This is a genomic window from Isoptericola jiangsuensis, assembly GCF_002563715.1.
Classification (GTDB): domain Bacteria; phylum Actinomycetota; class Actinomycetes; order Actinomycetales; family Cellulomonadaceae; genus Isoptericola; species Isoptericola jiangsuensis.
In genome coordinates, this window is record NZ_PDJJ01000001.1 from 517,765 (window position 1) to 534,073 (window position 16,309).

At 74.1% G+C, this 16,309-nt stretch carries 16 protein-coding genes and 4 tRNA genes; 10 read left to right on the forward strand and 10 right to left on the reverse strand.

Going from position 1 to position 16,309, the window contains the following annotated elements:
- The first annotated feature begins 166 nt into the window (after positions 1–166).
- The 4 genes from ATJ88_RS02395 (at position 167) to purM (ending at position 6,130) form a co-directional block, all read left to right on the forward strand.
- Complete coding sequence (locus tag ATJ88_RS02395) at positions 167–2,860, forward strand: ExeM/NucH family extracellular endonuclease (RefSeq protein ID WP_425432697.1); 2,694 nt, start codon at positions 167–169, stop codon at positions 2,858–2,860.
- 83 nt (positions 2,861–2,943) lie between these two features.
- Entirely contained in the window at positions 2,944–3,354 is a 411-nt protein-coding gene (locus tag ATJ88_RS02400; protein ID WP_098462449.1) for a hypothetical protein, read from the forward strand.
- Positions 3,355–3,438: 84 nt separating this feature from the next.
- A complete protein-coding gene (purF, locus tag ATJ88_RS02405; protein ID WP_098462450.1) occupies positions 3,439–4,986 on the forward strand; it encodes an amidophosphoribosyltransferase in 1,548 nt (515 codons plus the stop codon).
- A gap of 40 nt (positions 4,987–5,026) precedes the next feature.
- Positions 5,027–6,130 (forward strand): phosphoribosylformylglycinamidine cyclo-ligase, encoded by a 1,104-nt coding sequence (gene purM, locus ATJ88_RS02410; RefSeq protein WP_098462451.1) that lies wholly within the window; start codon positions 5,027–5,029, stop codon positions 6,128–6,130.
- A gap of 168 nt (positions 6,131–6,298) precedes the next feature.
- Here the strand turns inward: purM and ATJ88_RS02415 are convergent, their stop codons facing one another.
- On the reverse strand, positions 6,299–6,511 hold the full coding sequence (locus ATJ88_RS02415; protein ID WP_098462452.1) for a DUF3073 domain-containing protein: 213 nt from the start codon (positions 6,509–6,511) through the stop codon (positions 6,299–6,301).
- Between the two features lie 335 nt (positions 6,512–6,846).
- Here ATJ88_RS02415 and ATJ88_RS02420 point away from each other — a divergent pair, with 335 nt between their 5' ends.
- Positions 6,847–7,104, forward strand: coding sequence for a BldC family transcriptional regulator (locus ATJ88_RS02420; protein WP_098462453.1), 258 nt, complete (start codon positions 6,847–6,849; stop codon positions 7,102–7,104).
- 80 nt (positions 7,105–7,184) lie between these two features.
- Here the strand turns inward: ATJ88_RS02420 and ATJ88_RS02425 are convergent, their stop codons facing one another.
- The 5 genes from ATJ88_RS02425 to ATJ88_RS02445 form a co-directional block, all read right to left on the reverse strand.
- Entirely contained in the window at positions 7,185–7,508 is a 324-nt protein-coding gene (locus ATJ88_RS02425; protein ID WP_098462454.1) for a DUF3618 domain-containing protein, read from the reverse strand.
- On the reverse strand, positions 7,505–7,921 hold the full coding sequence (locus tag ATJ88_RS02430; protein WP_098462455.1) for a phage holin family protein: 417 nt from the start codon (positions 7,919–7,921) through the stop codon (positions 7,505–7,507). Before ATJ88_RS02430 ends, ATJ88_RS02425 begins: the two co-directional genes overlap by 4 nt.
- Before the next feature lie 121 nt (positions 7,922–8,042).
- Positions 8,043–8,115, reverse strand: a tRNA-Phe gene (locus ATJ88_RS02435).
- A gap of 51 nt (positions 8,116–8,166) precedes the next feature.
- Positions 8,167–8,240: transfer RNA gene (locus ATJ88_RS02440), tRNA-Asp, on the reverse strand.
- 146 nt (positions 8,241–8,386) lie between these two features.
- Positions 8,387–8,462 (reverse strand) — tRNA-Glu (locus ATJ88_RS02445).
- Positions 8,463–8,519: 57 nt separating this feature from the next.
- Between ATJ88_RS02445 and ATJ88_RS02450 the strand changes: the two genes are divergently transcribed.
- Positions 8,520–8,882: a metallopeptidase family protein gene (locus ATJ88_RS02450; protein WP_098462456.1), complete on the forward strand. Its 363-nt coding sequence runs from the start codon at positions 8,520–8,522 to the stop codon at positions 8,880–8,882.
- A gap of 67 nt (positions 8,883–8,949) precedes the next feature.
- Here ATJ88_RS02450 and ATJ88_RS02455 read toward each other — a convergent pair whose 3' ends face one another.
- Positions 8,950–10,413, reverse strand: coding sequence for a M15 family metallopeptidase (locus ATJ88_RS02455; protein WP_098462457.1), 1,464 nt, complete (start codon positions 10,411–10,413; stop codon positions 8,950–8,952).
- A gap of 241 nt (positions 10,414–10,654) precedes the next feature.
- Between ATJ88_RS02455 and ATJ88_RS02460 the strand changes: the two genes are divergently transcribed.
- Together ATJ88_RS02460 and ATJ88_RS02465 are read left to right on the forward strand one after the other, a co-directional pair.
- The gene (locus ATJ88_RS02460; RefSeq protein ID WP_098462458.1) at positions 10,655–11,263 is read left to right on the forward strand and encodes an antibiotic biosynthesis monooxygenase; all 609 of its coding nucleotides are present in this window, start codon (positions 10,655–10,657) and stop codon (positions 11,261–11,263) included.
- Between the two features lie 17 nt (positions 11,264–11,280).
- A complete protein-coding gene (locus ATJ88_RS02465) occupies positions 11,281–13,017 on the forward strand; it encodes a mechanosensitive ion channel family protein (RefSeq protein WP_211287446.1) in 1,737 nt (578 codons plus the stop codon).
- Between the two features lie 29 nt (positions 13,018–13,046).
- On the opposite strand, the gene ATJ88_RS02470 is transcribed toward ATJ88_RS02465, so the two are convergent.
- Complete coding sequence (locus tag ATJ88_RS02470) at positions 13,047–13,814, reverse strand: glycerophosphodiester phosphodiesterase (protein WP_245852073.1); 768 nt, start codon at positions 13,812–13,814, stop codon at positions 13,047–13,049.
- Positions 13,815–13,875: 61 nt separating this feature from the next.
- Positions 13,876–13,948 (reverse strand) — tRNA-Lys (locus ATJ88_RS02475).
- A 188-nt stretch (positions 13,949–14,136) separates the two neighbouring features.
- Here ATJ88_RS02475 and ATJ88_RS02480 point away from each other — a divergent pair.
- Together ATJ88_RS02480 and ATJ88_RS02485 are read left to right on the forward strand one after the other, a co-directional pair.
- On the forward strand, positions 14,137–14,424 hold the full coding sequence (locus ATJ88_RS02480; RefSeq protein WP_098462460.1) for a Fe-S cluster assembly protein HesB: 288 nt from the start codon (positions 14,137–14,139) through the stop codon (positions 14,422–14,424).
- Positions 14,425–14,616: 192 nt separating this feature from the next.
- On the forward strand, positions 14,617–15,441 hold the full coding sequence (locus ATJ88_RS02485) for a DUF1206 domain-containing protein (RefSeq protein WP_098462461.1): 825 nt from the start codon (positions 14,617–14,619) through the stop codon (positions 15,439–15,441).
- Positions 15,442–15,450: 9 nt separating this feature from the next.
- Here ATJ88_RS02485 and ATJ88_RS02490 read toward each other — a convergent pair whose 3' ends face one another.
- Positions 15,451–16,197: a M50 family metallopeptidase gene (locus tag ATJ88_RS02490; protein ID WP_098462462.1), complete on the reverse strand. Its 747-nt coding sequence runs from the start codon at positions 16,195–16,197 to the stop codon at positions 15,451–15,453.
- Between the last annotated feature and the right edge of the window lie 112 nt (positions 16,198–16,309).

Below are 16,309 nucleotides of genomic sequence, written 5' to 3' on the forward strand. Positions count from 1 at the left end.
TCGACCCTGATCGAGGAGGACCAGCGTGACCACCACGTCACCGAACCCACGCCGCCGGCCGGCCGCGTACACCGCGGCCCTGGCGGCGTTGCTCGTCCCGGCCGCAGCCCTGGCCGTCCCGGCCGTCGCCACCCCGTCCGTGGACGCCGTCGTCCTCGTCGACGAGGTGTACGGCGGTGGCGGCAACAGCGGAGGCGCGTTCGACCGCGACTTCGTCGAGCTGTACAACCCGACGGACGAGCCGGTGTCGCTGGACGGCTGGTCCGTGCAGTACGGCTCCGCGACGGGCACGACCTGGTCCGGGCAGACGAACCTGACCGGGCAGATCCCCGCCGGCGGGTCGTTCCTCGTGGCGCAGGCCTACGGCGCGAACACCGACCTGCCGGACCTGCCGACGCCGGACGTCGAGGGCAACATCGCGATGTCGGGCTCGGGCGCCAAGGTGGCGCTGGTGTCCGGCACGACCCGGCTCACCTGCCTGGGCGCGGCCTGCACGTCGGCGACGGACGTCGTCGACCTGGTCGGCTGGGGCTCCTCGACCACGACCTACCTCGGGTCCGCCCCGGCCCCGGGGACGACGAACGCCACCTCGGTGTCCCGCACCGGCCACGGCCACACGCTCGACAACGCGGCCGACTTCGCCGCGGGCACCCCGACGCCCGCGAACAGCGGTGACGGCGGGCCGGAGCCCACGCCCGACCCGAGCCCGAGCACGTCGACGCCGCCGGCGACCGTCGTCCCGATCGCGCAGATCCAGGGCACCGGCCCCGTCGCGGCCCTCGACGGGCAGGTCGTCACGACCCGCGGCGTCGTCACCGCCGCCTACCCCACCGGCGGGTTCGACGGCATCTACCTGCAGACCGCGGGCTCCGGCGGCGACCCCGCCGACGACGCGACCCCCGGCGCGTCCGACGCGGTCTTCGTCTACTCCGCGGCGCTGGCCGGCCAGGTGCAGGTCGGCGACCACGTCGAGGTGACGGGCACGGTCGGCGAGTACTTCGAGCTGACGCAGGTGCGGGCGTCGTCGTGGACGGTGCTCACCGAGCCCGCCCCGGCCGTCAAGCCCACGACCACGACGTGGCCCGCCACGGAGGCGGAGCGCGAGGCGCTCGAGGGCATGCTGATCGCCCCGCATGGCGGGTTCGTCGTCACCGACAACTACAGCACGAACGCGTACGGCACCGTCGGTCTCGCGGCCGGCGGCTCGCCGCTGGTGCAGCCGACGTCGGTCGGCCGGCCGGGCTCGGCCGAGGCTGCCGCGCAGGCGGCCGACAACGCGGCCCGCGGCGTCCTGCTCGACGACGGATCCACGTGGAACTACACCAGCGCGTCCCGCTCGGGCACGCCCCTGCCGTGGCTCGACGGGACGCACCCGGTGCGGGTCGGCGCGGAGGTCACGTTCACGGCGCCCGTCGTCCTGGACTACCGGTACTCGGCCTGGGGCTTCCAGCCGACGCAGCAGCTGACCGGCGCGAACGCGGACGCGGTGCAGCCCGCGACGTTCGAGGACACCCGCACGGACGCGCCCGAGGCCGTCGGCGGTGACCTGAAGGTCGCCACGTTCAACGTCCTCAACTACTTCACCACCACCGGCGACCAGCTCACCGGCTGCCAGTACTACACGGACCGCGAGGGCGCCCCGATCTCGGTGCGGACCGGCTGCGACGCGCGCGGCGCCGCGGACGCGGAGAACCTGGAGCGGCAGGAGACGAAGATCGTCGCCGCCATCTCGGCGCTGGGCGCCGACGTCGTCGCGCTGGAGGAGATCGAGAACTCCGCCACGTTCGACAAGCCGCGCGACCAGGCGCTGTCCGACCTCGTGGACGCGCTCGACGCGGCCGACGGCGCCGGCACCTGGGCGTACGTCCCGTCGCCCGCCGAGGTCCCCGCGTCCGAGGACGTCATCCGCAACGCGTTCGTCTACCGCACCGCCACGGCCGAGACCGTGGGGGAGTCGACGATCCTGCTCGGCTCGGAGGCGTTCGGCAACGCCCGCCAGCCGCTCGCCCAGGTCTTCCAGCCGGTCGGCGGCTCCGCCGGCGCGGACGACGACCTGCTCGTCGTGAGCAACCACTTCAAGTCGAAGGGCTCGGCCGGCCCGTGGCCCGGCGACGCCGACACCGGTGACGGCCAGGGCGCGTCCAACGAGTCGCGCGTGCGCCAGGCGACCGCGCTGGTCGAGTTCGCCGACGACGTCGCGGCCGCGGCGGGCACCGACAAGGTGCTGCTCGTCGGCGACTTCAACGCCTACGAGCAGGAGGACCCGATCGTCGTCCTCACCGACGCCGGGTACACCGACCTCGGCCCGACGACGGGGAAGTGGACGTACTCGTTCGGCGGCCAGGTCGGCTCCCTCGACCACGTGCTCGCCTCCCCGGCGGCCCTGGCGGCCGTGACCGGCACCGACATCTGGAACATCAACGCCGTCGAGCCGGTGGCGAACGAGTACAGCCGTCACAACTACAACGTGACGGACCTCTACGACACGACGCCGTTCCGGTCGTCCGACCACGACCCGCTGCTGGTGGGCCTCGACCTGCTGGCCGACGTCCCCACGGCGCCGGCGTGGGAGCCCGGCACGGTCTACACGGCCGGTGACGTCGTCAGCCACGACGGCCGCACGTTCGAGGCCCTGTGGTGGACGCGCGGCGAGACGCCGGGCGTGAGCCCGTGGGGAGCCTGGTCCGAGATCGGCGCCGAGGTCACGACGCCGTCCGGCACGTTCCGCGCGTGGACGCCGTCGACCGTCTACACCGGCGGCGAGACCGTCGTGCACGACGGCGTGACCTACCGCGCCCGCTGGTGGACCCGCAACCAGGTCCCCGGCACGCCCTGGGGCCCGTGGGAGAAGCTGGGCTGACCCGCCCCGCACCGGTCTCGGGCCGCGGTCCCCGCACGGGGGCCGCGGCCCGAGCCGTCCCGGGACGGCGTTAGGCTCGACGGGTGAGCAGCACCCGTCCCGAGCACCCCGCCGACGCCGACGCGACCCCCGCCGAGCCCGCGGCCGTCCCCGAGGCCGCCCCCGAGCCCGTCGCGCAGCCCGGCGTCGCCGAGCCCGAGACCACCGAGCCCGCGGACGCGGGCGAGGAGGACGACGTCCTGCTCGTCGACCCCGCCAAGGTGCGCCGCGCCCCGCGCTACAAGGCGTTCTTCACCACCGGGGCCGTCGTGGGCGTGATCGTCGGGGTCGCGCTCGGTGCCTGGTTCACCGGGGTCGCCACCCAGGAGGGCGTCGGCCTGCTCAAGCCCGGCGTGTACGTCTCCGTCGTCGTGCTCGGCTCCACCACGTTCTTCGTGCTGCTCGCCGGGGCGCTGGCGGTCCTGGCGGACCGCCGCAGCCTGCGACGACGCTGACGCCCCCCGACGGGACCCGGCAGCGGGCCGCCCGGACCGCGGGCGGCCGACGGGGACCTCGGGAGCCTGTGGGATACTCGACGCATGCCCTTGCGCCCTGATGGCCGCCTGAACCACGACCTCATGCCCGGCGAGAAGGGGCCGCAGGACGCCTGCGGCGTCTTCGGCGTCTGGGCCCCTGGTGAAGAGGTCGCCAAGCTCGCGTACTTCGGTCTCTACGCCCTGCAGCACCGGGGCCAGGAGTCCGCCGGGATCGCCACCAGCAACGGTGAGCAGATCCTCGTCTACAAGGACATGGGGCTGGTGTCCCAGGTCTTCGACGAGACCGCGCTGAACGCCCTGACCGGCCACATGGCCGTCGGGCACTGCCGCTACTCCACCACCGGTGGGGTCACGTGGGAGAACGCGCAGCCGACGCTCGGCGCCACCGCCGCCGGGACCGTGGCGCTCGGCCACAACGGCAACCTCACCAACAGCGCGGAGCTCGTCAACCTCGTCGCGGAGCGCTACGGCGCCCAGCGGCGCGGCGAGCTGGCCCGCGGCAACACCACGGACACGGCGCTCGTCACCGCGCTGCTCGCGGGCGACGCCGACCACACGCTCGAGCAGACGGCGCTGGAGGTGCTGCCCCGGCTGCGCGGCGCGTTCTCGCTCGTGTTCATGGACGAGCGCACCCTGTACGCCGCCCGCGACCCGCAGGGCGTGCGCCCGCTGGTCCTGGGCCGTACCCAGCGCGGCTGGGTCGTGGCGTCCGAGACGCCCGCCCTCGACATCGTCGGCGCGTCCTACGTGCGCGAGGTCGAGCCCGGCGAGCTCATCTGCATCGACGAGGACGGCCTGCGCTCCACGCGGTTCGCCCCGGTCGAGCGCGCCGGCTGCGTCTTCGAGTACGTGTACCTCGCCCGCCCGGACACCACGATCAAGGGTCGCCCGGTCCACGCGGCGCGCGTCGAGATGGGTCGCGTGCTCGCCCGCGAGCACCCCGTCGAGGCGGACCTCGTCATGCCGGTGCCCGAGTCCGGCACCCCGGCGGCCGTGGGCTACGCGGCCGAGTCCGGCATCCCGTTCGGTCAGGGCCTGACGAAGAACGCCTACGTGGGCCGCACCTTCATCCAGCCGTCGGACACGCTGCGCCAGCTCGGCATCCGCCTCAAGCTCAACCCGCTGCGTGAGGTCATCCGCGGCAAGCGGCTCGTCGTCGTGGACGACTCCATCGTGCGGGGCAACACCCAGCGGGCGCTCGTGCGCATGCTGCGCGAGGCCGGCGCCGCCGAGGTGCACGTCCGCATCTCCTCGCCGCCCGTCAAGTGGCCCTGCTTCTACGGCATCGACTTCGCGTCCCGCGCCGAGCTCATCGCGAACGGCCTCACGCCGGACGAGATCGGCCAGTCCCTCGGCGCCGACTCCCTCGGCTACATCTCCACCGAGGGCATGATCGCCGCGACGGAGCAGCCGGCGTCCCAGCTCTGCACGGCGTGCTTCACCGGGAAGTACCCGATCGAGCTGCCGCAGGCCGACCAGCTCGGCAAGCACCTGCTGGAGCAGGCGCAGCTCCCGCTCGGCGCGCCGGAGGACGGGCTGTCCCAGCTCACCGTCGGCGTCGGCGCCAACACCGCGCTCGACCACCCCTGACCCCGCCGACCGGCGAACCGCACCACAGGAGCCAGACCCCGTGACCGAACCCCTGACCTACGCCGCCGCCGGAGTCGACACCGAGGCGGGCGACAAGGCCGTCGAGCTGATGAAGGACGCCGTGCGCCGAACGCACGGCCCGGCCGTCCTCGGCGGCGTCGGCGGGTTCGCCGGCCTGTACGACCTCTCCGCGTTCCAGCGGTACCGCAAGCCGCTGCTCGCCACCTCGACCGACGGCGTCGGGACCAAGGTCGCCATCGCGCAGGCCATGGACAAGCACGACACGATCGGGTTCGACCTGGTCGGCATGGTCGTGGACGACATCGTCGTGGTCGGCGCCGAGCCGCTGTTCATGACGGACTACATCGCCACGGGCAAGGTCGTGCCGGAGCGGATCGCGGACATCGTGCGCGGCATCGCGCAGGCCTGCGAGGTCGCCGGCACCGCGCTCGTCGGCGGCGAGACCGCCGAGCACCCCGGTCTGCTCGCCCCGGACGAGTACGACGTCGCCGGTGCCGCCACCGGCATCGTCGAGGCGGACGCGGTGCTCGGCCCGGAGCGGGTCCGCGCCGGGGACGTCCTGATCGCCATGGCGTCCAGCGGCCTGCACTCCAACGGCTACTCCCTGGTCCGCGCCGTCGTGAAGCACGCCGGCTGGGAGCTGGACCGGCACGTCGAGGAGTTCGGCCGCACCCTCGGCGAGGAGCTGCTCGAGCCGACCCGGGTCTACGCCGCCGACTGCCTCGCGCTCGCGCGCGACGAGGCCGCCCAGGTGCACGCCTTCACGCACGTCACCGGCGGCGGGCTCGCCGCCAACCTCGCCCGGGTGCTCCCGGAGGGCCTGGTCGCCACGGTGGACCGGTCGTCGTGGGAGGTCCCGGCGGTCTTCCGGACGGTCCGCGAGCTCGGCTCCGTGCCGCGCGGCGACCTGGAGAACACGCTGAACCTGGGCGTCGGCATGGTCACCGTGGTCGGGGCGGACGGCGCCGACGCGGCGCTGGCCCGGCTCGCCGCGCTCGGGGTCGACGCCTGGACGCTCGGCACCGTCGCGGAGCTCGACCCGGCGGCTCCCGCTGCGGACCTCGTCGCCGGCACCAAGGGCGTGCACGGCGGGGCGGTCCGGCTGGTGGGCGACTACCGCTGACCCCCGCACGACCGATGCCGCCCGACGTCCTCGTCGGGCGGCATCGGCGTCCCCGGGCCTGTGCTCACGTCGACGGCCCGGGCCCGGGCAGCACGACAGGGTCGGGCGGCGTGCGCCGCCCGACCCTGTCGGTGTGGTCGGAGACCGGACCTGGAAGGAGGGCCGCCGTCAGCGGCGGTCGTCGTCCCAGGCCGTATAGCTGGAGTTGTCGTACTCCGAGTCGCTGGTGGAACCCCAGCGATCGTCGGTGGCGACATCCGTCTGGTTGCTCCCACTGCCCTGGAGCTCCTGCTCCAGCGCGTGGTAGTTCGTCTCGGGGCTGTAGTACTTCAGCGCCCGGGCGACCTTGGTGTGCTTAGCCTTCTGACGGCCGCGGCCCATGGCTCCGACCCCCTCAACGTAGGAGCGGGGCGGCAACGTCTCAGACGTGCGGCCCCGAGAGAAGATTTCGTCTGTTCAGGCTCTAACGGTACATGCTCCGGGAGCATTCCCTCCACTCGATGGGGGACCTTCCGCGTGTTCTCCGTCATGCCGGACCCCGTCAGAGCCCGGATCCGGGGACCTGGCGTGATCTTCGCCACCCTGGTCGCGGTGGTCGGGAGGGGACGTTCCCGGTTCAAGTCGCCTCAATCCCACTTTCTGCACACAATGGCATGACACGGCCGTCGTGCTCACGGACGCCGTCCGGACCGGTCGCGTACCAGGAGGTGCAGGGGATGAGTTTCCACGGTGACTCCGAGGTGCTGTTGACGCCCGCCGAGGTCGCGAGCCTGTTCCGCGTCGACCCCAAGACCGTCACGCGGTGGGCCAAGGCGGGCAAGCTCTCGTCCATCCGGACGCTCGGGGGTCACCGGCGCTACAAGGAGTCGGAGGTCCGGGCGCTGCTCGGCGCCGCCTCCGAGGCGGCCGAGGCCGAGGCGGCGGCGAACGCCGCGGCGGCCGAGGCGGACAGCGCCGGCGGCCCCGGCCGCTGACCGCGGCACGGCGGCGACAGCGAGCACACGACGAGCATCGACCCGGGCGACGGAGCCGCCGGGTCGATGCTCGGTGCCGTCTAGCGGCGGAACGCCTTGACGACGAGGAAGGCGACCGTGACCGCCCCCGCCGCGGCGACGCCCAGGAGGATCTTGGCGTTGCGCGCGCGCCGCTCGTCGTGGGCCGGCAGCCCGTCCCCCGAGAACAGCCCGCCGACGTCCTGCGCCGCCTGGCGCGTGTTCCGGGCGAGCTGGGACGCCTGGTAGGACGGCGACACCCGCGTCGTGAGGGCGTCGATGGCGTCCGCGAGCTCGCGGCGCGCCTGCTCGACCTCGGAGCGCAGCTCGGCCGGGGTCGGGGGCGGGCCGGTCAGGTCGTCCGGCGTGGGCGTCGTGCGGCTCACCTCGAGATCCCCTCCTTGACGCTCGCGACGTCGTCCTTCACGCGGTCGATGGTCTCCGGTCGCTTCGCGGCCTGCTTGAGCAGCCGCACCCCGACCAGGACGAGGAGCGCGGCGAACAGCATCATGGCGACGCCCACCACGAGGGCGGACAGCCACAGCGGCCACGCCTCGGCGAGCCCGATGATGCCGGACCAGATCAGCACGCCGACCGCGTACAGCACGATGACGAGCGCGACGGCGAAGAGTCCGACGCCGATGCCCGACCGCTTGGCCTTGTCGGCCATCTCGGCCTTGGCCAGCGCGATCTCGGCCCGCACCAGGCGGGTGGCCTGCTCCGAGATCTGCTCGACCAGCCGGCCCATGCTGGGCGGCTGCTCGGCGGGCGGGGTCCGCCCGTCGTCCCAGTCCGTCATCGGCTGCTCCGATCCTCGTGGTGATCCGTGTGCACCCCACTCAACCGTGACCAGCCGAGACAGGCAATTCCTGGGAACGACGAAGGCCGCAGCCCTGGGGGCTGCGGCCTTCGTGCTGAGGTGGCTCCGACCGGCGTCGATCCGGTGACCTTTCGATTTTCAGTCGAACGCTCTACCAACTGAGCTACAGAGCCTCGGACACGAAAGCCCGGGCGCCGTTTCCGACGTTCCGGGCGCTTCATGCGCGACCCTGACGGGACTTGAACCCGCGACCTCCGCCGTGACAGGGCGGCGCGCTAACCAACTGCGCTACAGGGCCATGGTCGACGATCTCTCGCCTTCCTGGCGGCTCGTTTCCGAACCGAGAAGAAGCGTACCCCATGCTTGGCCTGAACCTGAAATCGGCTCCTGACCAGGGATGACACCCCGTTCTGCGGGCTTCGAGGTGCTGACTCGAGACCTGCGTGGTACCCCCAACGGGATTCGAACCCGTGCTACCGCCGTGAAAGGGCGGGGTCCTAGGCCGCTAGACGATGGGGGCCGGCCGGGCCAGCATACCGGTCGGGCCGGGTCGGGAGCCGTCGGGACGTGCGGGAGGATGGACGACGTGGTGGAGATGTCGCGCGAGGAGTTCGAGGCCGCTGTCGCCGAGGGGCTCGACCAGGTGCCGCGGGAGCTGACCCGGCTCATGGACAACGTCGTCGTCCTCGTCGAGGACGACGCGCCCGCCGACGACCCCGAGCTCCTCGGCCTCTACGAGGGCGTGCCCCTCACGGAGCGCGGCGAGGCGTGGGCCGCGGGGTCCCTGCCCGACCGCATCACCGTCTACCGCCACCCCACGCTCGCGATCTGCGACTCCGTGGACGACGTCGCCGAGGAGGTGGCCGTCACCGTGGTGCACGAGATCGCCCACCACTTCGGCATCGACGACGACCGCCTGCACGAGCTCGGCTGGGACTGAACCCCGGACGCACGACGACGCGCCCCGCGAGATCGCGGGACGCGTCGTGCGACGGTGCGGTGGCCGGTCAGTCGAGCGGCGTGTACTCCCAGTGCCACGCCTCCGGCTTGCGGCCGTCGGCGCGCGCCCAGGCGGGGTTGTCCCACCCGAACCGCGGGGCGTTGGCGCGCAGCCACTCGTACCGCGCGGTGCCGAACGTCTCCACCCCGCCGTTGAGGTCGACGGCGACGCCCCAGCCGTGGTTCGAGTAGCCGGGGACCGCGGCCAGCGAGCCGCGGGCGGCCTTGGTCGCGACCTGCGACGCGTACGACCGGTAGGAGTCGTTGATGAACAGGTGCTCGCCGAACTTCGCGCGGTACGCGACGTCCAGCCGCTCGAGCTGCTCGGCGGCGTCGCAGCGGAGGGTCTCCCCGGGCGCGAAGTCGAGCTCGCACAGCTTGTCCGACGGGATCTCGCCGTTGCCGTAGCCCGCCACCGAGTCGACGAACTTGCGCAGCCCGGAGGCCGCCTTCTTCGCGGCCGTGGCCTGGGCGGTCGTGATGTCGACCGGGGTCTCGGGGGCGGCCTCGACGTCCAGCGCGCCGGACTGCGCGGCGTCGAGGAGCGTGACGAGGGTGTCGGTCGCCTTCTCCAGCGCGGTCGCCTCGGCGGCGGTGAGCTCGGCCTCGTCTGCGGCAGCGTCGGCAGGGGCGGCGGCAGCGTCGGTGGCAGCGTCCGTAGCGGTAGCGGTAGCGGCAGTGTCGGTGTCGGCGTCGGTGTCGGCGTCGACGGTGTCGGTGGTGCCCGCGTCCGACCCGTCGGCGTCCTGCGACGATCCGGCCGCGTCCTCGGAGTCCTCGGCGGTGCCGGCGTCGTCGGTGGCGGTGCCGGCCGCCGCGGCCTCCTGGGCGGCGCGGTTCGCGGCGAGGATCTCCGCGGGCGTCGCGTCGACGGGCGTCCCGTCCGTCCCGGTGGCCTCGTCGGCGGGGACGGTGTCGTCGGCGCCGTCCTCGGCGGTGGCGTCGGCCTCGTCCGTGGGCAGCGCGGTGCGCTCACCGGCGCGGGACGCCGCCACGGCGTCCCGGTCCTGCATGAGCTCGGTGATCTTCTCCACCTGGGCGTCGATCTTGCGCTCCTGGGCGGCGGTCAGGGAGGCCTGCTCGGCGGTCACGTCGACGGCGCGCTGCAGGGCCGTCGACGCGCGGACCGCGGTCTCGTCCTGGGACACGACGACGGTCGTGTCGTCCTGGAGGTCGTCGGCGGGCGTGGCGGAGGCGGTCGTGGACGTGTCCGTCGTGGTGGTCGGGGACGGCTCGGCGCCGGCGGGACCGCCGGTGATCGCGGTCGCCGCCACGGCGGTCACCGCGAGCAGCGTCATCGCACCGCCGACGGCGGTGCGGGGCCCGGGGGACGCGGTGGTCCTCGCCGGGGTCTTCGGGGTCGTCGATCTCTTCGCGGGGGTCGCCGTGCGGGCGGCACCGGTGTGGTGGTGCCGGCCGGACCCGGGGCGCGGGTGGGCGCGCCCGGGCAGGCGAAGGCGGGGCAGGTTCACAGGGGGAGTCCTCGGGTGTGGTCTCGGGGCCGCCGTCCATGGTGGGCCCGCGATGTGACCGGACCCTGGGCGCTGCGCGGGGAAGCGTCACGCAGAACGGGGAAGACCGGGGTGGTGTTCGTGAAGACCGGGCATAGGGGCGACGCCCCGGTGGCGAGTGCGGCGTCCGTATGACGGGCGTCACCGTCCCGCGCGTCGTCGTCGGCGGGCGTCGCGCGGCCCGGCGACGAACACTGCGGGGATGAGCACCGCACCCGTCACCGTGTCCATCCACCGTGTCGTGAGCCCGGACCGGGTCCCGGAGGTCACCGCCTGGGTGCAGGCGGGCGTCCGGCTCGCCAACCGCTGGCCGGGGTTCCTGGGGTCCGGGTGGATCCGGGCCGCGGAGGGCTCCGAGGACTGGGTGATGCTGTACCGGTTCGCCGACGCCGACCGGCTCGAGGCGTGGGAGGGGTCGCCCGACCGGCGCGACTGGCTCGCCCAGGGCGAGGGCCTCGTCACCGAGCGGGCCGTCACCCGCCGGACCGGGATCGAGGGCTGGTTCGACCCGCCGGTCCGGCAGGACGAACCGTCGGGTCCGCCGCTGCTGCCCGCGCCGCCCCGCTGGAAGCAGTCGGTCGCGATCTGGCTCGGGTTCTTCCCCGTGAACCTGGCGTTCACGCTGCTCGTGGCCTGGCTGGTGCCCGCGTTCCGGGACCTGCTCCTGCCTCTCCAGGTGCTCGTGTCGACGCTGATCCTCACGCCGATCATGTCGTTCTGGGTGCTGCCGTGGGTGACGGGGAGCCTGCGCGACTGGCTGCACGCCCCCACAGGTCGCTCCCGGTCCCGCGACGAGCGAGGCCCAGCCTGACTCCCTAGCCTGGGCGGATGCTCTACCTGGACGGAGACCCCGCCATCCCCGAGGAGACGGTCCAGTCGACCGTCTCCCTCACCGTGACCCTCGCCTGGGCCGCCGCCGCCCTCGTCGCCGCCTACCTGGTGGTCACCATCGTGTCGGCGATCGTCAACCGGTTCGCCCGGAGCCGGCCCCTGCTGCGCGACATGTCGCTGCGCATGCGGCGCCCGCTGCGCGTGCTCCTCATGATCGTGGCCGTGTGGGTCGCGTTCCAGATCTCCGCGCACCAGGACGAGGCCTGGTACGACCCGCTGCGGCACGGCCTGTTCATCGCCACGATCCTCGCGACGGCGTGGCTCGTCGGGGCGATGGCGTTCGTCGTCGAGGACCGCACGCTCGCCCGGCTGAGCCACTCCCAGGACGACCGGCACGCCCGCCGCGTCCAGACCCAGATCTCCGTCGTGCGGCGGGTCACCGTCGCCGTCATCGTGGTGCTCGCCGTCGGCGCGGTGCTGCTGACCTTCCCCGCGATGCGGGCCGCCGGCGCGTCCATCCTCGCCTCGGCGGGCCTGCTGTCCCTCGTGGCCGGTCTCGCCGCGCAGTCCAGCCTCGCGAACACGTTCGCGGGCATGCAGATCGCGTTCACCGACGCGATCCGCGTCGACGACGTCGTCGTCCTCAACGGCGAGTTCGGCCGCATCGAGGAGATCACCCTCACCTACGTGGTGGTGCACGCCTGGGACGACCGGCGCCTCATCCTGCCCAGCACCTACTTCACGACGACGCCGTTCGAGAACTGGACGCGGCGTGCTGCCGACCTGCTCGGCACCGTCGAGATCGACGTCGACTTCCGGGTGCCGCTGGACGACATGCGCGCCGAGCTCGACCGGCTGCTGCAGGAGTCGTCGCTGTGGGACCGTCGGCTCGGCATCCTCCAGGTCACCGCCGCGACCGAGGGCGTCGTGCGCGCCCGCGCGCTCGTCAGCGCCGCCGACGCCGGCAACCTGTGGGACCTGCGCTGCGCCGTCCGCGAGGGCCTGGTGCTCTGGCTCCAGCGGGAGGCGCCCTACGCCATCCCGCGCACGCGTCTGCAGGGTGTCGCGCCGCTGCCCGACGACGCCCCGGACGGTCCCGAGAGCCCGCCGTCGGCCGGGTCGGCCGGGTCGGCCGACGTCGGGTCGCCGGACCGGGAGGGGCGCCGCGCGCCCGCCGTCCTGCCCCCGCCCGCGCCGGCGGCCGGGTCCGGGTCGGCCGCGGAGCCCGCCGTCGAGTCCTCGACCGGGTCGGCCGCCGAGTCCGCCGCGGGGTCCGCCGCGGAGCCGGCCGGGGAGGGCACGAAGCGGTCGAGGGTGGGTCGCGGCCCGCGCCGGGCCCCGGTCCGGGACCGTCGCCTGCCGTCCCCGACCCGGTCGTCCGTGCCGCCCGCGGAGACCCCCGAGACCACGGTGCTGCTCGGCGAGGTCGCCGCTCCCGTACGCGGCCGCGCCGACGAGACCGTGGTGCTGCCGCCGACCGAGCGCCCCGGCCTCTACAGCGGCAGCAAGGACGCCGAGGAGCGGTCCAAGCACTTCTCCGGCCCCGGGCAGGAGGCCATCGACGAGCGCGAGGAGCTCGCCGAACGGCGCCTCACCGGCGAGATCGCCGTCGACACCCTGGACGACGAGGACCGCCGTCGGCGGCGCGTCGCACCCGACTCCGGGGACGGTGGTCCCGTCGCCGGCCCCGGGGAGGGCGGTGACGGCGGGCACGACGGCGGCGACGGCCAGTAGGCCCCCACCAGGGTCGATCTCGGCGCGGGTCAGGCGTCGGCGCGGCCCGCCAGCCAGCCCGTCAGCTCGCCCGGCCGGTCGGTGATGATCGCGTCCACCCCGGCCGCGACCAGGCCGCGCCACAGCGACGGCTCGTTCGCCGTCCACGGCATGACCCGCAGGCCGGCGTCGTGGGCGCGGCGCACGAGGTCCGGGTCGGCCAGCACGGCCGCGACCGACGGGTTCACCGTCACCGCGCCCAGGTCGAGAGCGGCTTCGATCAGGTCGTCGGGGGCCGCGTCGCACAGCAGCCCGCGCGGCAGGTGCGGCGCCGCCTCCCGCAGCGCGGCCACCGTCTCGCGGCGGAACCCCTGCACCAGCACGCGGCCGGCCATGCCGGCCGCGTCCAGCGCGCGCGTCGTCGGGGCGAGCTGTTCCGGCGTCCAGACGCCCTTGTACTCGCACAGCAGGTCCAGACCCGGACGGCGGGCGAGGAACCGCAGCACCTGCGCGAACGTCGGCACGTGCTGGCCCGCCAGGTGCTCCGAGAAGCGCGCCCCGGCGTCCAGGCCCGCGATGGTCGCGCCGTCGAGGTCTGCCACCGCGCCGGAGCCGTCCGTCACGCGGTCCACCACCGGGTCGTGGATCACCACCGGCACGCCGTCCGCCGACAGCCGCACGTCCAGCTCGAGCGCCGGGGCGCCGCTGCGCCACGCCGCCTCGAACGACGCCATCGTGTTCTGGGGCGCCACGGCCGCGTACCCGCGGTGGGCGACGACGAGCGGGGCGGGCAGGATCGGGTCCAGCAGCACGGTCACGCACGCCATCCTGGCGTGCACCGGTGCGAGGCGACAACAGGGCGACGGCGCGCGCAGGGGGTGGGCCCCGTGGGGATCGAACCCACAACCCGCGGATTAAAAGTCCGCTGCTCTGCCAGTTGAGCTAGAGGCCCGCCGGCCGGGGCCGACTGCGGGTCAGCCTACGCGGACGCGCGTGCGCACCTCGCACCGGTCCCTCACCGCATCACCACGTCCCGTCTCACCCAGCGGGAGGTTTCGTCTCGTCAGGGCGGTCGCGTTGCATCCTCGGCAGCCTTTTGCTTCGGTGGAGGAGTCGCGAACCCCGACGAGAGGAGCACTCATGCTCACCGTGACGGAGAACGCCCGTACCGCTGTCGACACCCTGGCCGAGCAGGCCGGCGTACCCGCCGAGGGCGGCCTGCGCATCGCGCAGTCGGCCGACCAGCCCGGCAACTTCGAGCTCGCGCTCGTCCCCGCCCCCAAGCCCGACGACCAGGTCGTGGACGAGAAGGGGCAGACCCACGTCTTCGTCGACTCCGAGGCCGCCGTCGCGCTGGCCACGCTGGAGCTCGACGCGCAGCCCTCGACCGAGGGACCGGGTTTCGTCCTCACCCCGCAGCAGGACTGAGCAGCAGGACCCACCGGTCCCGGCCGGCGCGACGGCGGAGCCCCCACCCGGGGTGCTCCGCCGTTCGTCGTCCCGGGGAGCGCCCGGCGAGCCGCGGAGACGCTCGTCACCGGCGTTCCGGTGGCGGGGCGCCCGGCCGTGAGGCACGGTGTCCGGGCATGTCACGAGATTCCTGACACCTGGAGGTGAACCGTGACTTCCCCGACGAACTCCGCCGAGCACGCCGCCCGTCGCGCGAAGAACAGCAAGGCCCTGCGCACCCTGGCCCGCGTCGGCTACGTCGCGTCCGGCATCCTGCACCTCATCATCGGCTGGCTCGCCGTCCGTCTCGCGTTCGGCGACTCCGGCGGCGGCAGCGCCGACCAGTCGGGCGCGCTGCGCCAGCTCGCCGACGCCCCCGGCGGCGCGTTCCTGCTGTGGGCCGCCGCCGTCGGTCTCGCGGCGCTCGCGCTGTGGCACCTCGTCGAGGCCGCCGTCGGCGTCCCCGGCTCCGACACGGCGAAGCAGACGGGCGCCCGCCTCAAGGCCGCCGGCAAGGGCATCCTCTACGGCTTCCTCGCCGTGCTCGCCGCCCGCATCGCCACCGGCGGCGGAGGCGGCGGCGGGAACACGCAGGAGGACCTCACCGCGAAGGTGCTCAAGGCGCCCGGCGGGGAGCTGCTCATCGGTGCCGTCGGCCTCGCCATCGTCGCCGTCGGCGTGTTCCACGTCTACAAGGGCTGGACCAAGAAGTTCCGCGAGGACCTCGTCACCACCGGGCCCGGCGCCGTCGGCGACGCCGTGGTGCGCCTCGGCCAGGTCGGCTACATCGCCAAGGGCGTCGCGCTGGGCGTGCTCGGCGTGCTGTTCGTCGTCGCCGCCGTCACCCACGACGCCGACAAGGCCGGCGGGTTCGACGACGCCCTCAAGGCGATCCGCGACCAGCCGTTCGGCGTGGTGCTGCTGGTCGTCGTCGGGCTCGGCATCGCCGCGTACGGGCTGTACTCGTTCGCCCGCGCCCGGTACGCCAAGCTCTGACGGGTGCCGTCAGGCGGCGGGCTCCACGATCCACGTCGTGCCCAGCACGAGGCAGCCCACCGTGACGAGCACGAAGACCCCCACCCACACGATCGCGGGGACGCCGGTCAGCCGACCGAGCTGGTCCGCGTCCGAGCTGCGGGCCCGGCCACGAGCACGCTGGGCCTGCAGCTCGAAGACGGGCCGCACCGACCCGAGCAGCAGGAACCACGTGACGGCGTAGGCCACCGTCGACTGCGCGGCCGGTTCCAGCCACCACGACACCGCGACCAGCGCGGCGCCGCTCACCAGCACCGACCACAGGCCGAACCAGTTGCGGATCTTCAGCAGCAGCAGCGCCAGCAGCGCGACGAGCAGCCACAGCAGCCCCACCGCGTAGCCGGCGCGCAGCAGCCACGCCGCCCCCAGCCCCACCAGGCCCGGCCCCACGTACCCGGCGAACGCGGTGAGGATCATGCCGATGCCGCGGGGGCGCCCCGCCGTCACCGTGAGTCCCGACGTGTCCGAGTGCAGGCGGATGCCGTCCAGGCGGCGGCCCGTCAGCATCGCGACGACGGCGTGCGCGCCCTCGTGCGCGATCGTGACGACGTGCCGTGCCACGCGCCACACCGGCGACACCAGCACGACCGCCAGCGCGGCCAGCCCGGCCGCCAGCACGACCGTCCGGTCGGGCGGCGCGACGGGGGTCGTCGCGGCGGACCAGATCTGCGCGAGCACGTCGCCGGCGGCGGTGAGGAAGTCGTCCACGGCGCCCATTCCACCACGACCGCCCGGGGCCCGGTGGGGGCGACGAGGGGCGTGGGAGAGGTCCGCCGCGGCCCCGCCGGACGGTCCGCCGGACGGCCGACCAGGACGCCGACGGGCGTCC